Origin of the sequence: Janthinobacterium sp. PSRC1-1 (genome assembly GCF_049897525.1) — a bacterium.
GTDB classification, from domain to species: domain Bacteria; phylum Pseudomonadota; class Gammaproteobacteria; order Burkholderiales; family Burkholderiaceae_D; genus Janthinobacterium; species Janthinobacterium tructae.
In genome coordinates this window covers 280509-297526 of record NZ_JAFCWK010000006.1, presented here as the reverse complement: position 1 = coordinate 297526, position 17018 = coordinate 280509, and the positions used below count along the sequence as shown (strand labels likewise).

The following is a 17018-nucleotide window of genomic DNA, read 5'->3' as shown; positions in this document are numbered from 1 at the left end:
AACAGCCACGCACCGTTGTGCCGGTGCGCCCCGGCCTGAGAACATGGAGATCGCAATGAACTACCCGATGATGGAAGCTGAGCAGGCAAAGCAAGGCATCGATGATGTTGGCCTGGCAGCCGCGCTGGGCAAGATGCAAGGCCTGCTGCAATTCGATTTGCACGGCTGCGTGAGCAACGCCAACCAGATCGCGCTGGATCTGTTCGGCTATCAGCGCGATGAATTGCTGGGCCAGCCCCATCAGTTGCTATGCACGGTCACGCGCGAACGGCAGCAGGAGGAGCGGGAATTCTGGCGCCTGCTGGCCGGCGGCCAGTCACAGTGCGGCGATTTTCGTCGCGTGGACAGGCAAGGACGGGAACTCTGGATACAGGCCCGCTATGTCCCGCTGTCGCACGATGGCGGACAAGCCGACCACGTCATCGCGCTCTTCGACGACATCACGGCCGAGATGCGCTCGCGCCTGGATTTTTCGGGCAAGATCGAGGCCATTGAACGGGTCCAGGCCGTGATTGAATTTGATCTGCAGGGCCGCGTGTTGCGCGCCAACGACAACTTCCTGCGCACATTCGGCTATCAGGAGCAGGAACTGCTCGGCCAGCACCACCGCATGTTCTGCACTGCGGAAGATGTGCAGGCGAGCAGCTACCGGCACCTGTGGGAAGGCCTGGAACGCGGTCAATTCCAGTCCGGCGAGTTTCGCAGGATTGACAAGCTGGGGCGCGAAGTGTGGATACAGGCGTCCTACAATCCCATCCTCGATATCGATGGCCGGCCGCTCAAAGTGATCAAGTTTGCCACGGACATCACCGCCGCCAAGCGCCTCAGCTCCGAGACGGCCGGCAAGATCGATGCCATCGCCCGCTCGCAAGCGGTGATCGAATTCGACATGCGGGGCAATATCCTGACGGCCAACAGCAATTTCCTGCGGGCCGTCGGCTACACGCTGGAAGAAGTACAGGGACAGCACCACAGCATGTTTTGCGATGACGTGCTGGTGCAGAGCGAAGCTTACCGTAACTTCTGGGCCGATCTCGGCGAAGGCAAATTCAAGAGCGCCCGTTTTCACCGGCTTGCCAAGCATGGCGCCGCCATCTGGCTGCAAGCCACCTACAATCCGATTCTCGACACCAACGGCCGGGCCTTCAAGGTCGTCAAATTCGCCATGGACATCACGCAGCAGGTCGAGCGCGAACAGACCGTCAGCAGCCGCGTCGCCGGCATCGGCGATGTCATGCAGGAGCTCGCCGGCGCCATCGACAGCATCGGCCAGGGTGCCGCGCATGCGAACACCATCGCACAGCAAACGGAACAGCATGCCCGGCAGGGACGCGTACTGCTGGGCCAATCCATCGACTCCATCCTGGAGATCCAGAAATCGTCGCAGGACGTCCATGAAATCGTCAGCACGATCAGCGATATTGCGATCCAGACCAATCTGCTGGCCTTCAATGCCGCCGTCGAGGCGGCCCGCGCCGGGGAGCACGGTCGCGGTTTTGCCGTCGTGGCAGATGAAGTACGCAAACTGGCCGAAAAATCCGGCGATGCGGCGCGCAACATCGCGCGCCTGATCGATACCACCATCAGCCGCGTCGATCAAAGCGGCACCCTGTCGGAACAGGTGCGCCAGTCGTTCGAACAGATCAGTGATTCCGTGCATAACACGACACAATCGATCGGCCAGATCGACCAGGCCACGGCGGCCCAGGTCGACTCCAGCAGGCACGTGGCACGACTGCTGACCGAGCTGCAAGCGACCACCGCTGCGGAGCACTGAGCATGACGGCCCCGCTAGCGGCGGCACAGGACTACGTGCGGGTCAGGATAGGCTCGCTGCAGGTGGGCATTGCATCTTCCTGTGTGTACCAGGCGCTGGCGCGTCCCGCCGGTGTGCTTCCCGTGCCGGGCGCAACAGGCGCCCTGGCCGGGGTTTTCTCCCATCAGGGCCGGGTGATTCCCCTGATCGACTTGCGCCCCTGGCTCCACATGGCGACCGATACGCGCTGCGCTTACGTGCTGGTACTGGCGGTGGACGGCCTGCTGGCCGGGCTCGCCGTCGATGCCGTCTCCAGCGCGCAGAAGATTCATCCTGAGCACATCGAGCAGGTGTACCACGACGATGAGCCTGACCACTTCTTCCGTTACGTCGCGCGATCCGCTGGCGATGATGAACTGCTGAACTTGCTGGAGCCGCAGCGCCTGATGCTGCGGGCGCAAGCCTGGACCCGTACGGCGGGTATGCAAGCAGGGGGCGATGCACCGCCCGACCTGGCCCAGGCCGGCCCTGCCATACCGCTGGCCCTGTTCGAACTGGCAGGGCGCGTGCTGGCAATGCCCGCGACGCTGGTAGCCGAAGTCCTGCCCTGCCCGCCAATGGACACGGCATTCGGCTGGAATGGGCCATTGGCCGGTGTGGCCGGCTGGCGCGGTCGCCAGGTCTACGTCCTCAATGGCGCCGTTTTCAACGGGGCCTTGCCGGCACCGTCAGCGCCGCCGCCCCTGCTGGCCGTGCTGGAACGCGACGGCCTCTGCCTGGGGCTACGCATCGACAAGACGCTGGCCGTGCGCGATATCGCCTGCAGCCAGCTGCTGCACGCGACGGACGGGCCTTGCAGCCACCCACTGGTGGCCGCCACCATCACGGCCGAATCGGGCCCGCCACACCTGCTGCTCGATGACGCGGCCTTGCTGGCGCTATGTCCGCAAACCTCGCGCGACACGCGCGCGCAAGTGCAGGCGCTGGCGCAGGACAGGCGCAGCAGCGATGCCTACATCGTCTGCGATGCGGGCGAAGAACTGGCATTGCCGATGGCCGCCATCGTCACCATCCTGCCCCTGCCTGCCGACATGCAAGCCCCCTCGCCCGACGACCCGGCCGCGCCGCCTGGCAGCTTTACCTGGCAAGGACGCACGCTGCCATTGATCGCGCTCGGCCCCCAGGGTGCGCCAACGGCGCGCATCGTCGTCATCGAGCACGCGACACGGCATGTTGGCTTGCTGGTGCGTAATCTCGTCACCCTGGTACCGGCCTACGCGGCGACCAAAACCAGCTTCAGCCAGTTCGGCGGGCAAGCGCAGACGATGATCACACTCGATTCAGCGCAAGGAAAAGCCAGCTACCGCGTATGGGAAGCAGAGGAACTGGCAGGCGCCACAAGCCCTGCGCATTGATCTCAGCGCCCCGCGCACGCCAGCTTCGCGCGGAACAGCTTGCGGTACGCCGACGGCGACGTCTGCAAGCTGGCCCGGAAATGCTGGCGCAGCGACAACGCCGTGCCGAAGCCCGCCTCTTGCGCCACGACATCGATCGAGGCCGCGCTTTTTTCCAGCATGCCTTGCGCATGCGCCAGACGCTGGCTCAGCAGCCATTGCTTGAAGGACGTACCCGTGGCTTGGCGGAAATGGCGCGTGAAGTTGCGCCGGCTCATGGCGGCCCGTTCGGCCAGCGCGTCGATGCTGTGCGCCTGGCCCAGGTTGGCCGTCACGCCAGCGAGCACGTCGGCAAAGCGCCCTTCGCTGCCGGACACGGGCAATGGGCGCTCGATGAACTGCGCCTGCCCGCCCTGGCGGTGCGGCGCCACCAGCAGCCGGCGCGCCACGCGGTTCGCCACCTCGGCGCCGGCCAGCTGGCGCAGCAGGTACAAACAGCAATCGAGGCCGGCCGCCACGCCGGCCGACGTCAGCACGGCGCCATCGTCCACGTACAGTACTTCGCGGTCCACCCTGACCTTGGGATAGCGGGCCGCCAGCCGCTGCGCCATGCCCCAGTGCGTGGCCGCGCGCTTGCCATCCAACAAGCCCGCCTGCGCCAGCGGAAACGCGCCCAGACACAAACCCACCATGCGCGCGCCGCGCCCGCTGGCCGCCTGCAGCGCCGCGACCAGCGACGGTGCGGCATCGCGGCAATCGTCGTGCCAGGCCGGCATGATGACGATATCGGCGCCCTCCAGCCCTTCCAGTCCGCACTCGGGCGTGATGCAAAAGCCGGCCGCCGTGCGCAAGGGCGCGGGATCGGCGGCACAGACGCGCACGTGAAAAGGCGGCAGATCGGCCTCTTCCGTCTGGGCGCCAAACACGAGGCAAGGCACGGACAAGTGAAATGGCGTCATGCCGTCGAAGGCGATCACGGCGATGCGCAAGGGAGCGGAAGTAGCGGAAGTAGCGGAAGTAGCGGAAATGGTAGGCATGGCCCGATTTTATCGCATACTGGCCTTTGGGCCACTTTTTATTTCAATCACGCGGCCCGAGAATGGCGTTATCGAGGAGCCGTTTCCTCTTTCAACCATGTCAGGAGAACCCATGTCCACCACCCCGCGCCGCGCCCTGCTCGTCATCGATGTACAAAATGAATACTTCACGGGCGACTTGCCCATCGAGTATCCGTCCGTCGACATTTCCCTGCCGAATATCGTCACCGCCATGGCCGCCGCCCGCGCCGCCGGCGTGCCCGTGATCGTCGTCCAGCATGATGCGCCGGAAGCTTCCCCCATCTTCGCCAGGGGCAGCGACGGCTGGCAGCTGCATCCGCAAGTGGCCGCCTTTGCCGCCGACCACCACATCAACAAGAGCATGGGCAGCGCCTTTGCGGGCACGGACTTGCGCGCCTGGCTGGAAAACCACAACATCGACACCCTGACGGTGACCGGCTACATGACGCACAACTGCGACGCCGCCACCATCTACCACGCCGCGCACGACGGCTTGCAAGTCGAATTCCTGCAGGACGCCAGCGGCACCCTGCCCTACGCGAACGCGGGCGGCACAGCCAGCGCCGAGGAAATCCACCGCGTCTTCAGCACCGTGTTCCACTCGAATTTCGCCGCCGTCGCCAGCACGCGGGACTGGCTGGCTGCCGTGCGCGAGGGCAAGCCGCTGGAAAAGGACAATATTTATCTGTCGAACCAGCGTGCGCGCAAGGCGCAGGCGAACTGACGCGGGCGGGAATGGACGGGTATCATGCGTCCATTCCCCACTTGATGATGAACGATGCGAAAAATAACTGTGCTGGGCTTAGCGACTGCGGGTGGCTTCCTGCTGGCCACGACAGCGCTGGTAGGGGCTGGACTCAACGACAAACTGGCGCCCGCCGACGTGATCGTCGTGCCCGGCAACACGATCCTGCCCGATGGCACGCCCAGCCCCCGTCTGCAGGCGCGGCTCGACGTGGCGCTCAGACAGTTCCAGGAACACCGGGTGCCGCGCATCCTCGTCAGCGGGGCCACGGGCAAGGAAGGTTTTGACGAGGCCGCATCGATGGCGCGCTATCTGCGCAAGCGCGGCGTGCCGGCCGGCGCCGTCATTGAGGATAATCAAGGCTGGACCACGGACGCCACGGCCCGCAACGCGGCGCTTCTCATGCGCCAGCATGGCTGGCAGACAGCCATGGTCGCCACACAATACTTTCACGTGCCCCGCTTCCGGCTGGCTTTGGAGCGGGCCGGCATCGCCGTCAGCGGCCAGGTGCACGCGCCCTACTTCGAGCTGCGCGACCTGTATTCGGTGCCGCGCGAAACGGTGGGTTATGCCGTGTATTTCATGCGCCATTGATCCCGGTTCTTACAACGTCTGACAAAACCGTAGCGAGCGGCAGTGATTTGTGGCTAAGAAGCGCAACCGTGCTTGAGCACGGTGAGCATCGCAGGCCGCAAAGCGCGACGCGCAGTAGGTTTGGTCAGATGTTCTTACTCGCTCCAGTCGCGCGAGCGTTCCACGGCGCGCTGCCATTTGTGCAGCCGGCTCAGGCGTTCGTCGGCCGCCATGGCCGGTTCGAAACGGCGTCCCACCTGCCACTGGGCGGCGATTTCTTCCTGCGATGCCCAGAAACCCACGGCCAGGCCCGCCAGGTAGGCGGCGCCCAGGGCCGTCGTTTCCGTCACCACCGGACGCACCACGGGCACGTTCAGAATGTCGGCCTGGAACTGCATCAGCATGTCGTTGCGCGCTGCGCCGCCGTCGACGCGCAGCTCGCTCAAGGCAATGCCCGCATCGTCCTGCATGGCGGACAGCACATCGACGTTCTGGTACGCCACGCCCTCCAATGCGGCGCGCGCGATATGCGCCTTGCCCGTGCCGCGCGTGATGCCGATCAGGGTGCCGCGTGCGTACGGGTCCCAGTATGGCGCGCCCAGGCCGGCGAACGCGGGCACGAAGACCAGGCCGCCCGAATCGGGCACGCTGGTGGCCAGCGCTTCCACTTCGGACGAGTCGCGGATGATGCCCAGCCCATCGCGCATCCACTGCACGGCCGCGCCCGCGATGAAGGCGCTGCCTTCGAGCAAGTAGTCGGTCGTGTCGCTACCCGCGCCCAGACTCCAGCCCACCGTCGTCAACAGCCGGTTTTTTGATGGCAAGGGGCGCTTGCCCACGTTCATCAGCATGAAACAGCCCGTGCCGTAAGTATTTTTCGCCATGCCCGGCTTCAGACAGGCCTGGCCGAACGTCGCGGCCTGCTGGTCGCCCGCGATGCCGGCGATCGGCACGGAGATACCCAGCAGGTCAACGTGCGTGTGCGCGGCCACGCCGCTCGATGGCACGACGTCGGGCAGCAGCGAGGCGGGAATGTCGAGCAGCGCCAGCAGATCCGTGTCCCACTGCAAAGTATGAATGTTGAACAGCATGGTGCGCGCCGCGTTGCTCGTGTCCGTCAAGTGGGCGCCGCTCATCTTGTAGATCAGCCAGCTGTCGATGGTGCCGAAGGCCAGTTCTCCCCGCTCGGCGCGCGCGCGTGCGCCGGGAACGTTGTCGAGCAGCCATTTCAATTTAGTCGCGGAAAAATAGGCGTCCAGCACGAGCCCCGTCTTTTGCTGGATCAGGTCCGCCTTGCCCTGCCCGACCAGTTGCTCGCAATAGGCGGCATTTCTCCGGTCTTGCCAGACGATGGCGTTGGCGACGGGCTCGCCCGTGGCGCGGTCCCACAATACCGTCGTTTCGCGCTGGTTGGTCACGCCGATGGCAGCCACATCGCTTGCCGCCACGCCGCTGTCGCGCAGCACCTGCTGCAGAACGCCTTCTTGCGAGGCCCAGATGTCGTTCGCGTCATGCTCGACCCAGCCCGGCTGGGGGAAAATCTGGCGAAATTCGCGTTGCGCGCTGGCGTGCGGCCGGCCCGCATGGTCAAACAGGATGGCGCGCGAACTGGTGGTGCCTTGGTCTAAAGCAAGTATGTATTTGGTCATGGTCGCTACTACGTCTATACAGTGAAAGGGCACGGGCAAACGCCCGTGCCCCGGGAAAGCGGCAGCAGAAGTTTACACGACTACCTTACCTTGCCCTCTTTCCAAGCCTGCAATAATTTATCGTAGGCAATCGTTTCACCCTTCGGCTTTTCATTCGCCAGCTTTTTCCATGGGGCATGCTGGTCCGACAGATACTGGTTCGGATCGCCCTTGGCATTGAGCTTGGGCGCGCACGCCTTCATGCCCGCCCGCTGCAGGCGCGCCATGACCTGGTCCATTTCCTCGGCCAGGTTATCCATGGCGGCCTGCGGCGTTTTTTCCGCCGTGATGGCCGTGGCCACGTTTTTCCACCACAGCTGGGCCAACTTCGGATAGTCGGGCACGTTGTTGCCCGTCGGCGTCCACGCCACGCGTGCAGGGCTGCGGTAGAACTCGATCAAGCCGCCATACTCGTTCGCATGTTTCGTGAAGTAATCGTGGCGGATGTCGGAATCGCGGATGAAAGTCAGGCCGACGATGGATTTCTTCAGCGACACGGTTTTCGAGGTAACGAATTGCGCGTACAGCCAGGCGGCGGCTTTGCGGTCGTCCGGCGTGGACTTGAACAGGAACCAGGAACCGACATCCTGGTAACCGTTCTGCATGCCCTCTTTCCAGTACGGGCCGTGCGGCGACGGCGCCATGCGCCATTTCGGCGTGCCGTCCTTGTTCACCACTGGCAAGCCCGGTTTCGTCATGCCAGCCGTAAATGCCGTGTACCAGAAGATTTGCTGGGCGATTTCACCCTGCGCCGGCACCGGGCCCGCTTCCGAGAAATTCATGCCGTTCGCCTGCGGCGGCGCGTATTTCTTCATCCAGTCGATGTATTTCGTCAGCGCATACACGGCCGCCGGCGAATTGGTGGCGCCGCCGCGTGAAACGGACGCGCCCACGGGCGTGCACTTGTCGGCCGCCACCTTGATGCCCCACTCGTCGACGGGCAAGCCATTCGGGATGCCCTTGTCGGCCGCGCCGGCCATCGACAGCCAGGCATCGGTGAAGCGCCAGCCCAGGGATGGATCTTTCTTGCCGTAATCCATGTGGCCATACACTTTCTTGCCGTCCAGTTCCTTCACGTCATTGGTAAAAAAGTCGGCGATGTCTTCATACGCGGACCAGTTTTGCGGCACGCCCAGCTCGTAGCCATACTTGGCCTTGAACTTGGCTTGCAAATCCTTGCGCGCGAACCAGTCGGCGCGGAACCAGTACAGGTTGGCAAATTGCTGGTCGGGCAGCTGGTACACCTTGCCGTCGGGCGCCGTGGTAAAGCTGATGCCGATGAAATCTTTCAAGTCCAGGCCGGGATTGGTGAATTCCTTGCCCTTGGCAGCCATGTAGTCGGACAGCGGTTCGACGGCGCCATAGCGGTAATGCGTGCCGATCAGGTCGGAATCGGAAATCCAGCCGTCATAGATGCTCTTGCCCGACTGCATCGACGTTTGCAGCTTTTCCACCACGTCGCCTTCCTGGATGATGTCGTGGCGCACCTTGATGCCCGTGATTTCCTCGAAAGCCTTGGCCAGGGTTTTCGATTCGTAGACGTGGGTGTCGATGGTTTCCGAGACCACGGAAATTTCCTTGATGCCCTTGGCTTTCAGCTTGGCCGCCGCATCGATGAACCACTGCATTTCAGCAAGCTGTTGCTGCTTGCTCAGGCTGGATGGCTGGAATTCCTTGTCGATCCAGGTTTGCGCCTGTTTGGCGTCGGCCAGGGCCGCATTCGACACGAGCATGGCCACCGCCGCGAAGACCGTGAACTTCAATTTCATCGTGAATCTCCTTATAGTTTTACCGGCCGCCTGCTGGCGGTCCGGCCTCCATCAACACCGGCAAGCCGGCTCACCCCCAACGCATTACCACTAATAAAAGTACAAAACTGATGGCAGCCCCGATGGCCTGCTGCATTTCCGTCAACCCCGCCCAGGCCAGATTCACGTACGCCGCCGTGAGCAAGCCGATGAACAAACGGTCGCCACGCGTCGTCGGCATGGGCAAGAAGCCCTTGCGCGCGATGCTGGGCGAGCGGCATTGCCACACCGTCATGCCAGCGAGCATCAAGCCGATGCAGATAAAGAAGATGGCCACTTCCGGCGTCCACGCCATCCAGCCGAACAGGCTGGCTGTGCTATCGGTATTGTCCATGTCACACCCTCCCCATCGCGAAACCCTTGGCGATGTAATGCCGCACGAACCAGATCACCAGCGCACCGGGCACGATGGTCAGCACGCCCGCCGCCGCCAGCACGCCCCAGTCCATGCCGGCCGCCGAGACGGTGCGCGTCATGGTGGCGGCGATCGGCTTGGCGTTGACCGACGTCAAGGTGCGCGCCAGCAGCAGTTCCACCCAGCTGAACATGAAACAGAAGAAGGCCGTCACGCCCACGCCCGACTTGATCATCGGCAAGAAGATGCGAATGAAGAAGCGCGGGAAGCTGTAGCCGTCGATGTACGCCGTCTCGTCGATTTCCTTGGGCACGCCGGACATGAAGCCTTCCAAAATCCATACGGCCAGCGGCACGTTGAAGACCATGTGCGCCAGCGCCACGGCCAGGTGCGTGTCCATCAGGCCCACCGTCGAGTACAGCTGGAAGAAGGGCACGAGGAAGACGGCGGGCGGCGTCATGCGGTTGGTCAGCAGCCAGAAGAACAGATGCTTGTCGCCCACGAAGTTGTAGCGCGAAAAGGCATACGCGGCCGGCAAGGCGACGGTGACCGACATCACCATGTTCAAGGCCACGTAAATCATGGAATTGATGTAGCCGCTGTACCACGATGGGTCCGTAAAGATGGTCTTGTAGTTGGCGAACGTCAGGTGCTCGGGCCACAGGCTCAGCACGCCGACGATTTCCTCGTTGGTCTTGAGCGACATGTTGAGCATCCAGTAGATGGGCAATAGCGATCCCAGCAGGAATACGATCAGGATGGTGGCGCTGATTTTCTTGTGCATCATTTCTGGTCTCCCGTGCCGACGCGCTGCATCCACGTGTACAGCACAAAGCAGAACAGCAGGATGATCAGGAAGTAAATCAATGAAAACGCCGAGGCCGGCCCCAGGTCGAACTGGCCCACGGCCTTTTGCGTCAGGTATTGCGACAAAAAGGTGGTGGCATTGCCCGGTCCGCCACCGGTCAGCACGAACGGTTCCGTGTAGATCATGAAACTGTCCATGAAGCGCAGCAAGACGGCGATCATCAGCACATTGCGCAGTTTCGGCAGCTGGATGTAGCGGAACACGGCCAGGCGCGAGGCGCCGTCGATGCGCGCCGCCTGGTAATACGCGTCGGGAATGGCGCGCAAGCCCGCATAGCACAGCAGCACGACCAATGGCGTCCAGTGCCAGATATCCATCACCATCACCGTCAGCCACGCGTCGAGCGAGTTGCCGTTGTAATTGTAGTCAAATCCCAATTGATTCAAAGTGTAGCCCATCAGGCCGATGTCGCCGCGGCCAAAGATTTGCCAGATGGTGCCCACCACGTTCCACGGTATCAGCAGGGGCAGCGCGATCAGCACCAGCGCCAGCGACGCCTTCCAGCCCTCGGCCGGCATGCACAGGGCAATCAAAATACCAAGTGGAATCTGGATCGCCAGCACGGAGCCGGAAAACAGCAACTGGCGCAGCAAGGCGCTGTGCAAGTCGCCGTCGAGCATGACCATGCGGAACCACTCGGTGCCCACGAACACCTTTTGCGTGGGACTCAGGATATCTTGCACGGAATAATTGACCACCGTCATCAGGGGCAGGATGGCGGAAAAGGCCACGCACAGCAGCACGGGCAGGATCAGCAGCCAGGCGCGGCGGTTGTTATCGGTTTTACCGTTATGTATCATCAGGCCACCCGCTTATCGTTGACGTAGTACAAGGTGCGTTGCTGGGGAAAGCGCAGCCGTACAGCCTCCCCCGCCACGGCATCGATGGCGCGCAGCTTGGCCGCCACCGTGGCGCCGCCCAGCTGAAACTCGGCCAGGTAATGCGTGCCCATGTTGCGTACGGCCGTCACCGTGGCGTCCAGCGTATCCTCCCCACCCTCGCCCGCTTTCAGGCATTCGACGAATTCCGGCCGCACGCCCAAGGTGATTTGGCCTTGCGCGCCAGCCAGGGCCGCGCGGGCGGCGGCGGACACGGCCAGCGGCTGGCCCGCCACCCTCGCCCCGCCATCGTCCAGGGTGCAATCGAGCAAGTTCATGCCCGGGTTGCCGATGAAATAGCCGACAAACGTGTGCTCGGGCTCCTCGAACAGCGCTTGCGCGCTGCCCGTCTGCACCACCTCGCCCTGCGTCATGACGACCACCTGGTCGGCAAAGGTCAGCGCTTCCACCTGGTCGTGCGTGACGTAGATCAGGGACAATTTCAGCTCGTGGTGGATTTCCTTGAGTTTCCTGCGCAGCAGCCATTTCAGGTGCGGATCGATCACCGTCAGCGGTTCATCGAACAGCACGGCCGCCACGTCGGGACGCACAAGACCGCGTCCCAGCGAAATCTTTTGCTTCGCGTCCACGGACAAGCCGCTGGCGCGCAGTTTCAGGTCGCCCGTCAGCTCCAGCATCTGCGCCACCTGCTGCACGCGCTTGCGCACTTCGATTTCTTTCCAGCCGCGATTACGCAGCGGAAACGCCAGGTTGTCGTGCACGGTCATGGTGTCGTAGATGACGGGAAACTGAAACACTTGCGCGATGTTCCTCGCCTCGGTCGGCAGCTGCGTCACATCCTTGCCGTCGAACAGCACCTTGCCATGCGACGGTTTCACCAGGCCGGAGATGATATTGAGCAAGGTCGTCTTGCCGCAGCCGGACGGCCCCAGCAAGGCATACGCGCCGCCGTCATGCCACGCCATGCTCATGGGCCGCAGCGCATAGTCGCTTGGCGCCGCCGGGTTCGGTTTGTAGGCGTGGGCCAGGTCGACCAGTTCGATGCGCGCCATGTCACACTCCTCCTTGCACAGGGGCGAACAGCAGCCCGCCATCGTCCGCAAAAATCAGCAAGGCGTGCGGCTGGCAATACACGGTGCAGGCGCTGCCGATCTCCAGGTTATGCACGCCGCCCAGTTGCGCCACCAGGGCCAGGTCGCCACGGCGCGCATGCACATAGGTTTCCGAGCCGCTGATTTCCGCCAGGTCCACCGTCGCTGCGATGGCCACGTCGCCATCGGACTGGGGAGACAAATGCAGGCTGTGCGCGCGCACGCCGAGGATCACCTCCGTGCCGTCGCCCAGGCGGGCACGCTGTGCGCCGCTCAAGTGAATTGACAGGCCGTCCGCCGCCTGCGCCACGCCATTCGCATCGACGCGCGCGGGGATCAGGTTGATGGGCGGATCGCTGAAGGTGCGCGCCACGGCGATGGAATTGGGTGCGTTGAAGACGTCCAGGGTCGGCCCCTGCTGCAGCAAGCGTCCCTCGTGCAGCACGGCCACGTGGCCGCCCAGCTGCAGCGCTTCCAGCGGCTCCGTGGTCGCGTACACGACCGTCGTGCTGCCGCTGGAAAACAGTTCCGTCAATTCGCGGCGCAATTCCTCGCGCAGTTTGTAATCGAGGTTCACCAATGGCTCGTCGAGCAGCAACAGCGAGGCATCCTTGATCAGCGCGCGCCCCAGCGCCGTGCGCTGCTGCTGGCCGCCCGACAGTTCGCCGGGCGTGCGCTGCAAATACGGCGTGATATGCAGGCGCTCGGCCAGTGCCAGCACCTTGGTACGAATCTGCTCCTCGGGCACCTTGCGCAAGCGCAAGCGCAAGGGCGAGGCGATATTGTCGTACACGGTAAAGGCCGGATAGTTGATGAATTGCTGGTACACCATGGCCAGATTGCGTTTACTGACGGGCACGCCCGTCACGTCGACGCCATCGGCCGTGACCGTGCCCCCGCTGGGCTTGTCCAGGCCCGCCATCACGCGCATCAGGGTGGTCTTGCCGGCACGCGTGGTGCCCAGCAAGACGTTGATGGCGCCCGGCACCAGCGCCAGCGACATCGGATATAAATAATCGTCAGCCCCCTGCTTCCTGCTGATCTTGTCCAGTACCAGTTGCACGCGCGTCTCCTCCAATGATGGTTTCTTATTCTTCGCCGCACCCTCTGCGGGGCGCGGTCGCCAACGTATTGCGTTTACGACGACAACGGGTGCTGCAACAGCCAGGCATCAAGCCGGGATGCCGTCTCGCGCGGCAGGTGCAGGCCCAGCTTGGAGCGCCGCCACAGGATGTCGGCCGCGCTGACGGCCCATTCATGGCGCCGCAAATAGTCCACCTCCGCCGCGTACAGGCCGGCGGCGATTGCCTCGCCCATGGCCGCCACGTCCGCCCTGCCGTCGAGCAGCACGTGGATACGCGTGCCGTAGGCGCGCGCATAGCGTGCCACCAGCGCCGCCGGCAGCCACGCATAGTCGCGCTGCAAGCCTTGCACGAACTGGCCGAACTCGCGCACGGACCGGTTCTGCGGCGTGCTGCCGAACACGTCGCCGCCGGGCAGGCAGGCGTTGGCCGTCCAGGCCGGCAAGGTGTTGCCCAGCAAGGGCGCCAGCATGTCCATCGCCTCCTCGGCCAGCTTGCGAAAGGTGGTGATCTTGCCGCCGAAGATACTCAGCAGCGGCGCGCCTTCCTGGTCCAGTTCGAAGCGGTAATCGCGCGTGACGGCCTTGGCGTCGGCCGCCGCGTCTTCCACCAGCGGGCGCACGCCCGCATACGTCCAGACCACATCAGCCGGCACAACGGGCTTGCTGAAATAGTAACTGGAAAGCTCGCACAAGTAACGAATTTCCTCGTCGTCGATTTCCACCTTGCCGCGCTCGCCCTGGTAGTCGAGGTCGGTGGTGCCGATCAGGGTGAAATCGTGCTCGTACGGAATGGCAAACACGATGCGTCCGTCCGGATGCTGGAAGATATACGCATGATCATGCGCGAACAGGCGCTTGACGACGATATGGCTGCCTTTGATCAAACGCAAATGCCGGCCCTGTCCGCCGGGCGCCACCTGTTGCAGGAACTCGGCCGTCCACGGCCCGGCCGCATTGACGACGCTGCGCGCACGCACGGAAAGTTCACGTCCATCGCGTTGCTGCAGGGTCGCCTGCCAGCAAGCGTCCGCACCCGCGCCATCGCGCCGCAGGGCCGTGCAGCGCGTCTGCGTCAGCACGTGCGCGCCCTTGTCCGCCGCGTCGATGGCGTTCAGCACCACCAGGCGCGCATCGTCGACCCAGCCGTCGGAATACACGAAACCGCGCTTGAACTGGGGCTTTAATGGTGTTCCCGCCGCGTGGCGCTCAAGGTCGATGCCTTGCGAGGCGGGCAGGATTTCGCGCTTCGCCAGCATGTCGTAGAGAAACAGGCCGGCGCGTATCAGCCAGGCGGGGCGCTGGCCTTGCGCATGCGGCATGACGAAGCGCAAGGGCCACATGATGTGCGGCGCCGAGCGCAGCAGCACTTCGCGCTCGATCAGCGCCTTGCGCACGAGGCCGAACTCATAGTATTCGAGGTAGCGCAGGCCGCCGTGTATCAGCTTGGTGGACGCGGACGAGGTGTGCGCGGCCAGGTCGTCTTTTTCGCACAGCACCACGGACAAGCCCCGCCCGGCCGCGTCGCGCGCGATGCCGGCGCCGTTGATGCCGCCGCCCACCACCAGTACGTCGCATGCCATCGCCGGCTGCGGCACTGCGTCGATTCGCTGCTGCATTGAGGCCATCGGGACTCCATCGTTATCAAGGACAAGCGATCAAGAAAGACTAGGCACACCCGGCGACTGTGGTTAAGATCAATACGGATGTCATACGAATGCAATATGGATAAGATTACGCCATAAATCGAACTCATAGCAACATGTTTTCACCCACATTTGTTCGATTTTGTTCGCTTATGCAATTTTAAAGAGACACGCCCATGAATTTGAATCCCCGCCAGCGCCGCTTGCTTGAAGTGGTGCGCCAGAAAGTCACCATGTCGGTCGAGGAGTTGGCCCAGCAACTCGACGTCACGCCGCAAACCGTGCGGCGCGACGTCAAGCAGATGGAAGAAGCGCGCCTGCTGGCGCGCTATCACGGCGGCGTGGGCTTGCCCTCGTCCGTGGAAAACATCGATTACAGCCAGCGCCAGGTATTCAACAGCGACGCCAAGCGGCGCATCGCCACCGCCGTGGCGGCGCAAGTGCCGCATGGCTGTTCGCTCCTGATCAATATCGGCACCACCACCGAAGAAGTGGCGCGCGCGCTGGGACAGCACACGGGCTTGCACGTGGTGACGAACAACCTGAACGTGGCCGCCATCCTGGCCGACAACGCCGCCTGCGAAGTCATCGTGGCTGGCGGCGTGGTGCGCGGACGCGACCGTGGCATCGTGGGTGAAGCCACCATCGACTTCATCCGCCAGTTCAAGGTCGACATCGGCATCATCGGCATTTCCAGCATCGACGAAGACGGCAGCCTGCGCGACTTCGATGCGCGCGAAGTGAAGGTGGCGCAAGCCATCATCGAGCAGTCGCGCGAAGTGTGGCTGGTGGCTGACCAGCATAAATTCGGCCGCAAGGCGCTGGTGCGCCTGGCCGATCTGGCGCAGATCGATATCCTGTTTACGGATGCGCCGCCGCCGGCCCGCTTTGCCCAGGTCTTGCGCGATGCCAACGTGAAAGTGCACGTGGCCACCTGACGGCGACTCGTCCACTGGCCGTGCCAGGCAGCATCACCGGGCAAGACCTGGCTTCCCCGGCTCAGTGCGCGATGGCAAGCTTGCCGAAGTGGCGTCCGCCGGCAGCCAGCGCCGCATACGCTTCGGCCGTGTCGTCGATGCTGAACACACGGTCGATGACGGGCACGATGCCATGCGCGGCGATGGCCTGCGCCGCCTGGGCCAGGTCCGCCACGCAACCGGTATTGTTGCCGACGATGCGCAAAGCCTTGACGATGACGGGCAGCAAATCGATGCTGGCGGCCGTGCCGCCGACAAAGCCCACGGTGAAGACCGTGCCGCCCACCGCCGCCGCATTGAGCGAGCGCACGATGGTGGCGCCACCCACGGTCTCGACCACCAGGTCGGCGCCCCGCCCACCGGTCAGTTTCAGCACTTCCCCGTCCCAGGCGGGCGTGGCCCGGTAGTTGATCAGGTGATCGGCCCCCAACTGGCGCGCACGTTCCAGCTTGTCATCGCTGGACGACGCCAGGATCACGGTGGCGCCCGACGCCTTGGCGAACTGCAAGGCAAACAGGCTGACGCCACCCGTTCCCAACAACAACACCACCGATCCGGGGCGCACTGGCGCCGAACGCACGGCGTTCCAGGCCGTCGTCGCCGCGATGGGCAGCGCCGCGCCCTGGACAAAATCAAGGTGGGCCGGCAAGGCGACCAGGCTGGCAGCGGGGACGACCACGTACTCGGCCAGCGAGCCGGGCAAGGTGACGCCGCGCATCGCCCCCACGTTGTGCGGCGTGATGGCCCCGCCCTGCCAATTCGGCATGAAATGGGGGATGACGCGGTCGCCGACGGCCAGGCCGCTGACGCCGTCGCCCAGCGCCGCCACTTCACCCGCGCCGTCGGCGACGGGGATCAGCGGAAAGGCCGCGCCGGCAAAATTGCCCGTTGCAATGGCCACATCCAGGAAGTTCAGCGTGGCGGCGCGCAGGCGCAGCAGCACCTCGCCCCGGCCGGCCTGCGGCTGGGGCAGCTCGGTCGGGCGAAACGCGGTGAGGGAAGGAGCGGTCAGTTGTATGGCTTTCATGGTCTGTTCTCGGGCGATGTGTGTCAGGGTGGCCGCGCGCTGGCGGGAAAAACATCAGTGTCATTTAAAATAATTAATAGATAAACTATGGTTTGATTCAATGATTTGACAC

The 17018-nt window shown here is 63.7% G+C and carries 15 protein-coding genes; 5 read left to right on the top strand and 10 right to left on the bottom strand.

From position 1 onward, the window contains the following. Positions 1-55 precede the first annotated feature (55 nt). Positions 56-1777 (top strand): methyl-accepting chemotaxis protein, encoded by a 1722-nt coding sequence (locus ACP7DW_RS15680; protein ID WP_426055312.1) that lies wholly within the window; start codon positions 56-58, stop codon positions 1775-1777. Between the two features lie 2 nt (positions 1778-1779). Beyond that, complete coding sequence (locus tag ACP7DW_RS15675) at positions 1780-3171, top strand: chemotaxis protein CheW (protein WP_426055313.1); 1392 nt, start codon at positions 1780-1782, stop codon at positions 3169-3171. 2 nt (positions 3172-3173) lie between these two features. Here the strand turns inward: ACP7DW_RS15675 and ACP7DW_RS15670 are convergent, their stop codons facing one another. Then, positions 3174-4139: a GlxA family transcriptional regulator gene (locus tag ACP7DW_RS15670; RefSeq protein WP_426055509.1), complete on the bottom strand. Its 966-nt coding sequence runs from the start codon at positions 4137-4139 to the stop codon at positions 3174-3176. Between the two features lie 160 nt (positions 4140-4299). Here ACP7DW_RS15670 and ACP7DW_RS15665 point away from each other — a divergent pair, with 160 nt between their 5' ends. Beyond that, on the top strand, positions 4300-4932 hold the full coding sequence (locus ACP7DW_RS15665) for a cysteine hydrolase family protein (RefSeq protein WP_426055314.1): 633 nt from the start codon (positions 4300-4302) through the stop codon (positions 4930-4932). Between the two features lie 54 nt (positions 4933-4986). After that, positions 4987-5547, top strand: a complete 561-nt coding sequence (locus ACP7DW_RS15660) for a YdcF family protein (RefSeq protein ID WP_426055315.1) — start codon at positions 4987-4989, stop codon at positions 5545-5547. Positions 5548-5681: 134 nt separating this feature from the next. On the opposite strand, the gene glpK is transcribed toward ACP7DW_RS15660, so the two are convergent. The 8 genes from glpK to glpD form a co-directional block, all read right to left on the bottom strand. Then, positions 5682-7175, bottom strand: coding sequence for a glycerol kinase GlpK (gene glpK / locus ACP7DW_RS15655; protein ID WP_426055316.1), 1494 nt, complete (start codon positions 7173-7175; stop codon positions 5682-5684). An 80-nt stretch (positions 7176-7255) separates the two neighbouring features. After that, on the bottom strand, positions 7256-8983 hold the full coding sequence (locus ACP7DW_RS15650; RefSeq protein ID WP_099763197.1) for an ABC transporter substrate-binding protein: 1728 nt from the start codon (positions 8981-8983) through the stop codon (positions 7256-7258). A 70-nt stretch (positions 8984-9053) separates the two neighbouring features. Beyond that, positions 9054-9356, bottom strand: coding sequence for a DUF2160 domain-containing protein (locus ACP7DW_RS15645; RefSeq protein ID WP_426055317.1), 303 nt, complete (start codon positions 9354-9356; stop codon positions 9054-9056). Position 9357: 1 nt separating this feature from the next. Further along, positions 9358-10164: a carbohydrate ABC transporter permease gene (locus ACP7DW_RS15640; protein ID WP_096236286.1), complete on the bottom strand. Its 807-nt coding sequence runs from the start codon at positions 10162-10164 to the stop codon at positions 9358-9360. Then, positions 10161-11045 carry a carbohydrate ABC transporter permease gene (locus ACP7DW_RS15635; protein ID WP_071076566.1) on the bottom strand — a complete coding sequence of 295 codons (885 nt, stop codon included), beginning with the start codon at positions 11043-11045 and terminating at the stop codon, positions 10161-10163. Before ACP7DW_RS15635 ends, ACP7DW_RS15640 begins: the two co-directional genes overlap by 4 nt. Continuing rightward, positions 11045-12136, bottom strand: coding sequence for an ABC transporter ATP-binding protein (locus ACP7DW_RS15630; protein ID WP_426055318.1), 1092 nt, complete (start codon positions 12134-12136; stop codon positions 11045-11047). Before ACP7DW_RS15630 ends, ACP7DW_RS15635 begins: the two co-directional genes overlap by 1 nt. Position 12137: 1 nt before the next feature. Next, positions 12138-13238 (bottom strand): ABC transporter ATP-binding protein, encoded by a 1101-nt coding sequence (locus ACP7DW_RS15625; protein WP_426055319.1) that lies wholly within the window; start codon positions 13236-13238, stop codon positions 12138-12140. Between the two features lie 74 nt (positions 13239-13312). Beyond that, positions 13313-14884, bottom strand: coding sequence for a glycerol-3-phosphate dehydrogenase (gene glpD / locus ACP7DW_RS15620; protein ID WP_426055320.1), 1572 nt, complete (start codon positions 14882-14884; stop codon positions 13313-13315). 194 nt (positions 14885-15078) lie between these two features. Here glpD and ACP7DW_RS15615 point away from each other — a divergent pair, with 194 nt between their 5' ends. Continuing rightward, the gene (locus tag ACP7DW_RS15615; protein WP_141169978.1) at positions 15079-15840 is read left to right on the top strand and encodes a DeoR/GlpR family DNA-binding transcription regulator; all 762 of its coding nucleotides are present in this window, start codon (positions 15079-15081) and stop codon (positions 15838-15840) included. Positions 15841-15901: 61 nt separating this feature from the next. On the opposite strand, the gene ACP7DW_RS15610 is transcribed toward ACP7DW_RS15615, so the two are convergent. Next, the gene (locus tag ACP7DW_RS15610; protein WP_426055321.1) at positions 15902-16906 is read right to left on the bottom strand and encodes a zinc-dependent alcohol dehydrogenase family protein; all 1005 of its coding nucleotides are present in this window, start codon (positions 16904-16906) and stop codon (positions 15902-15904) included. Positions 16907-17018: the final 112 nt, after the last annotated feature.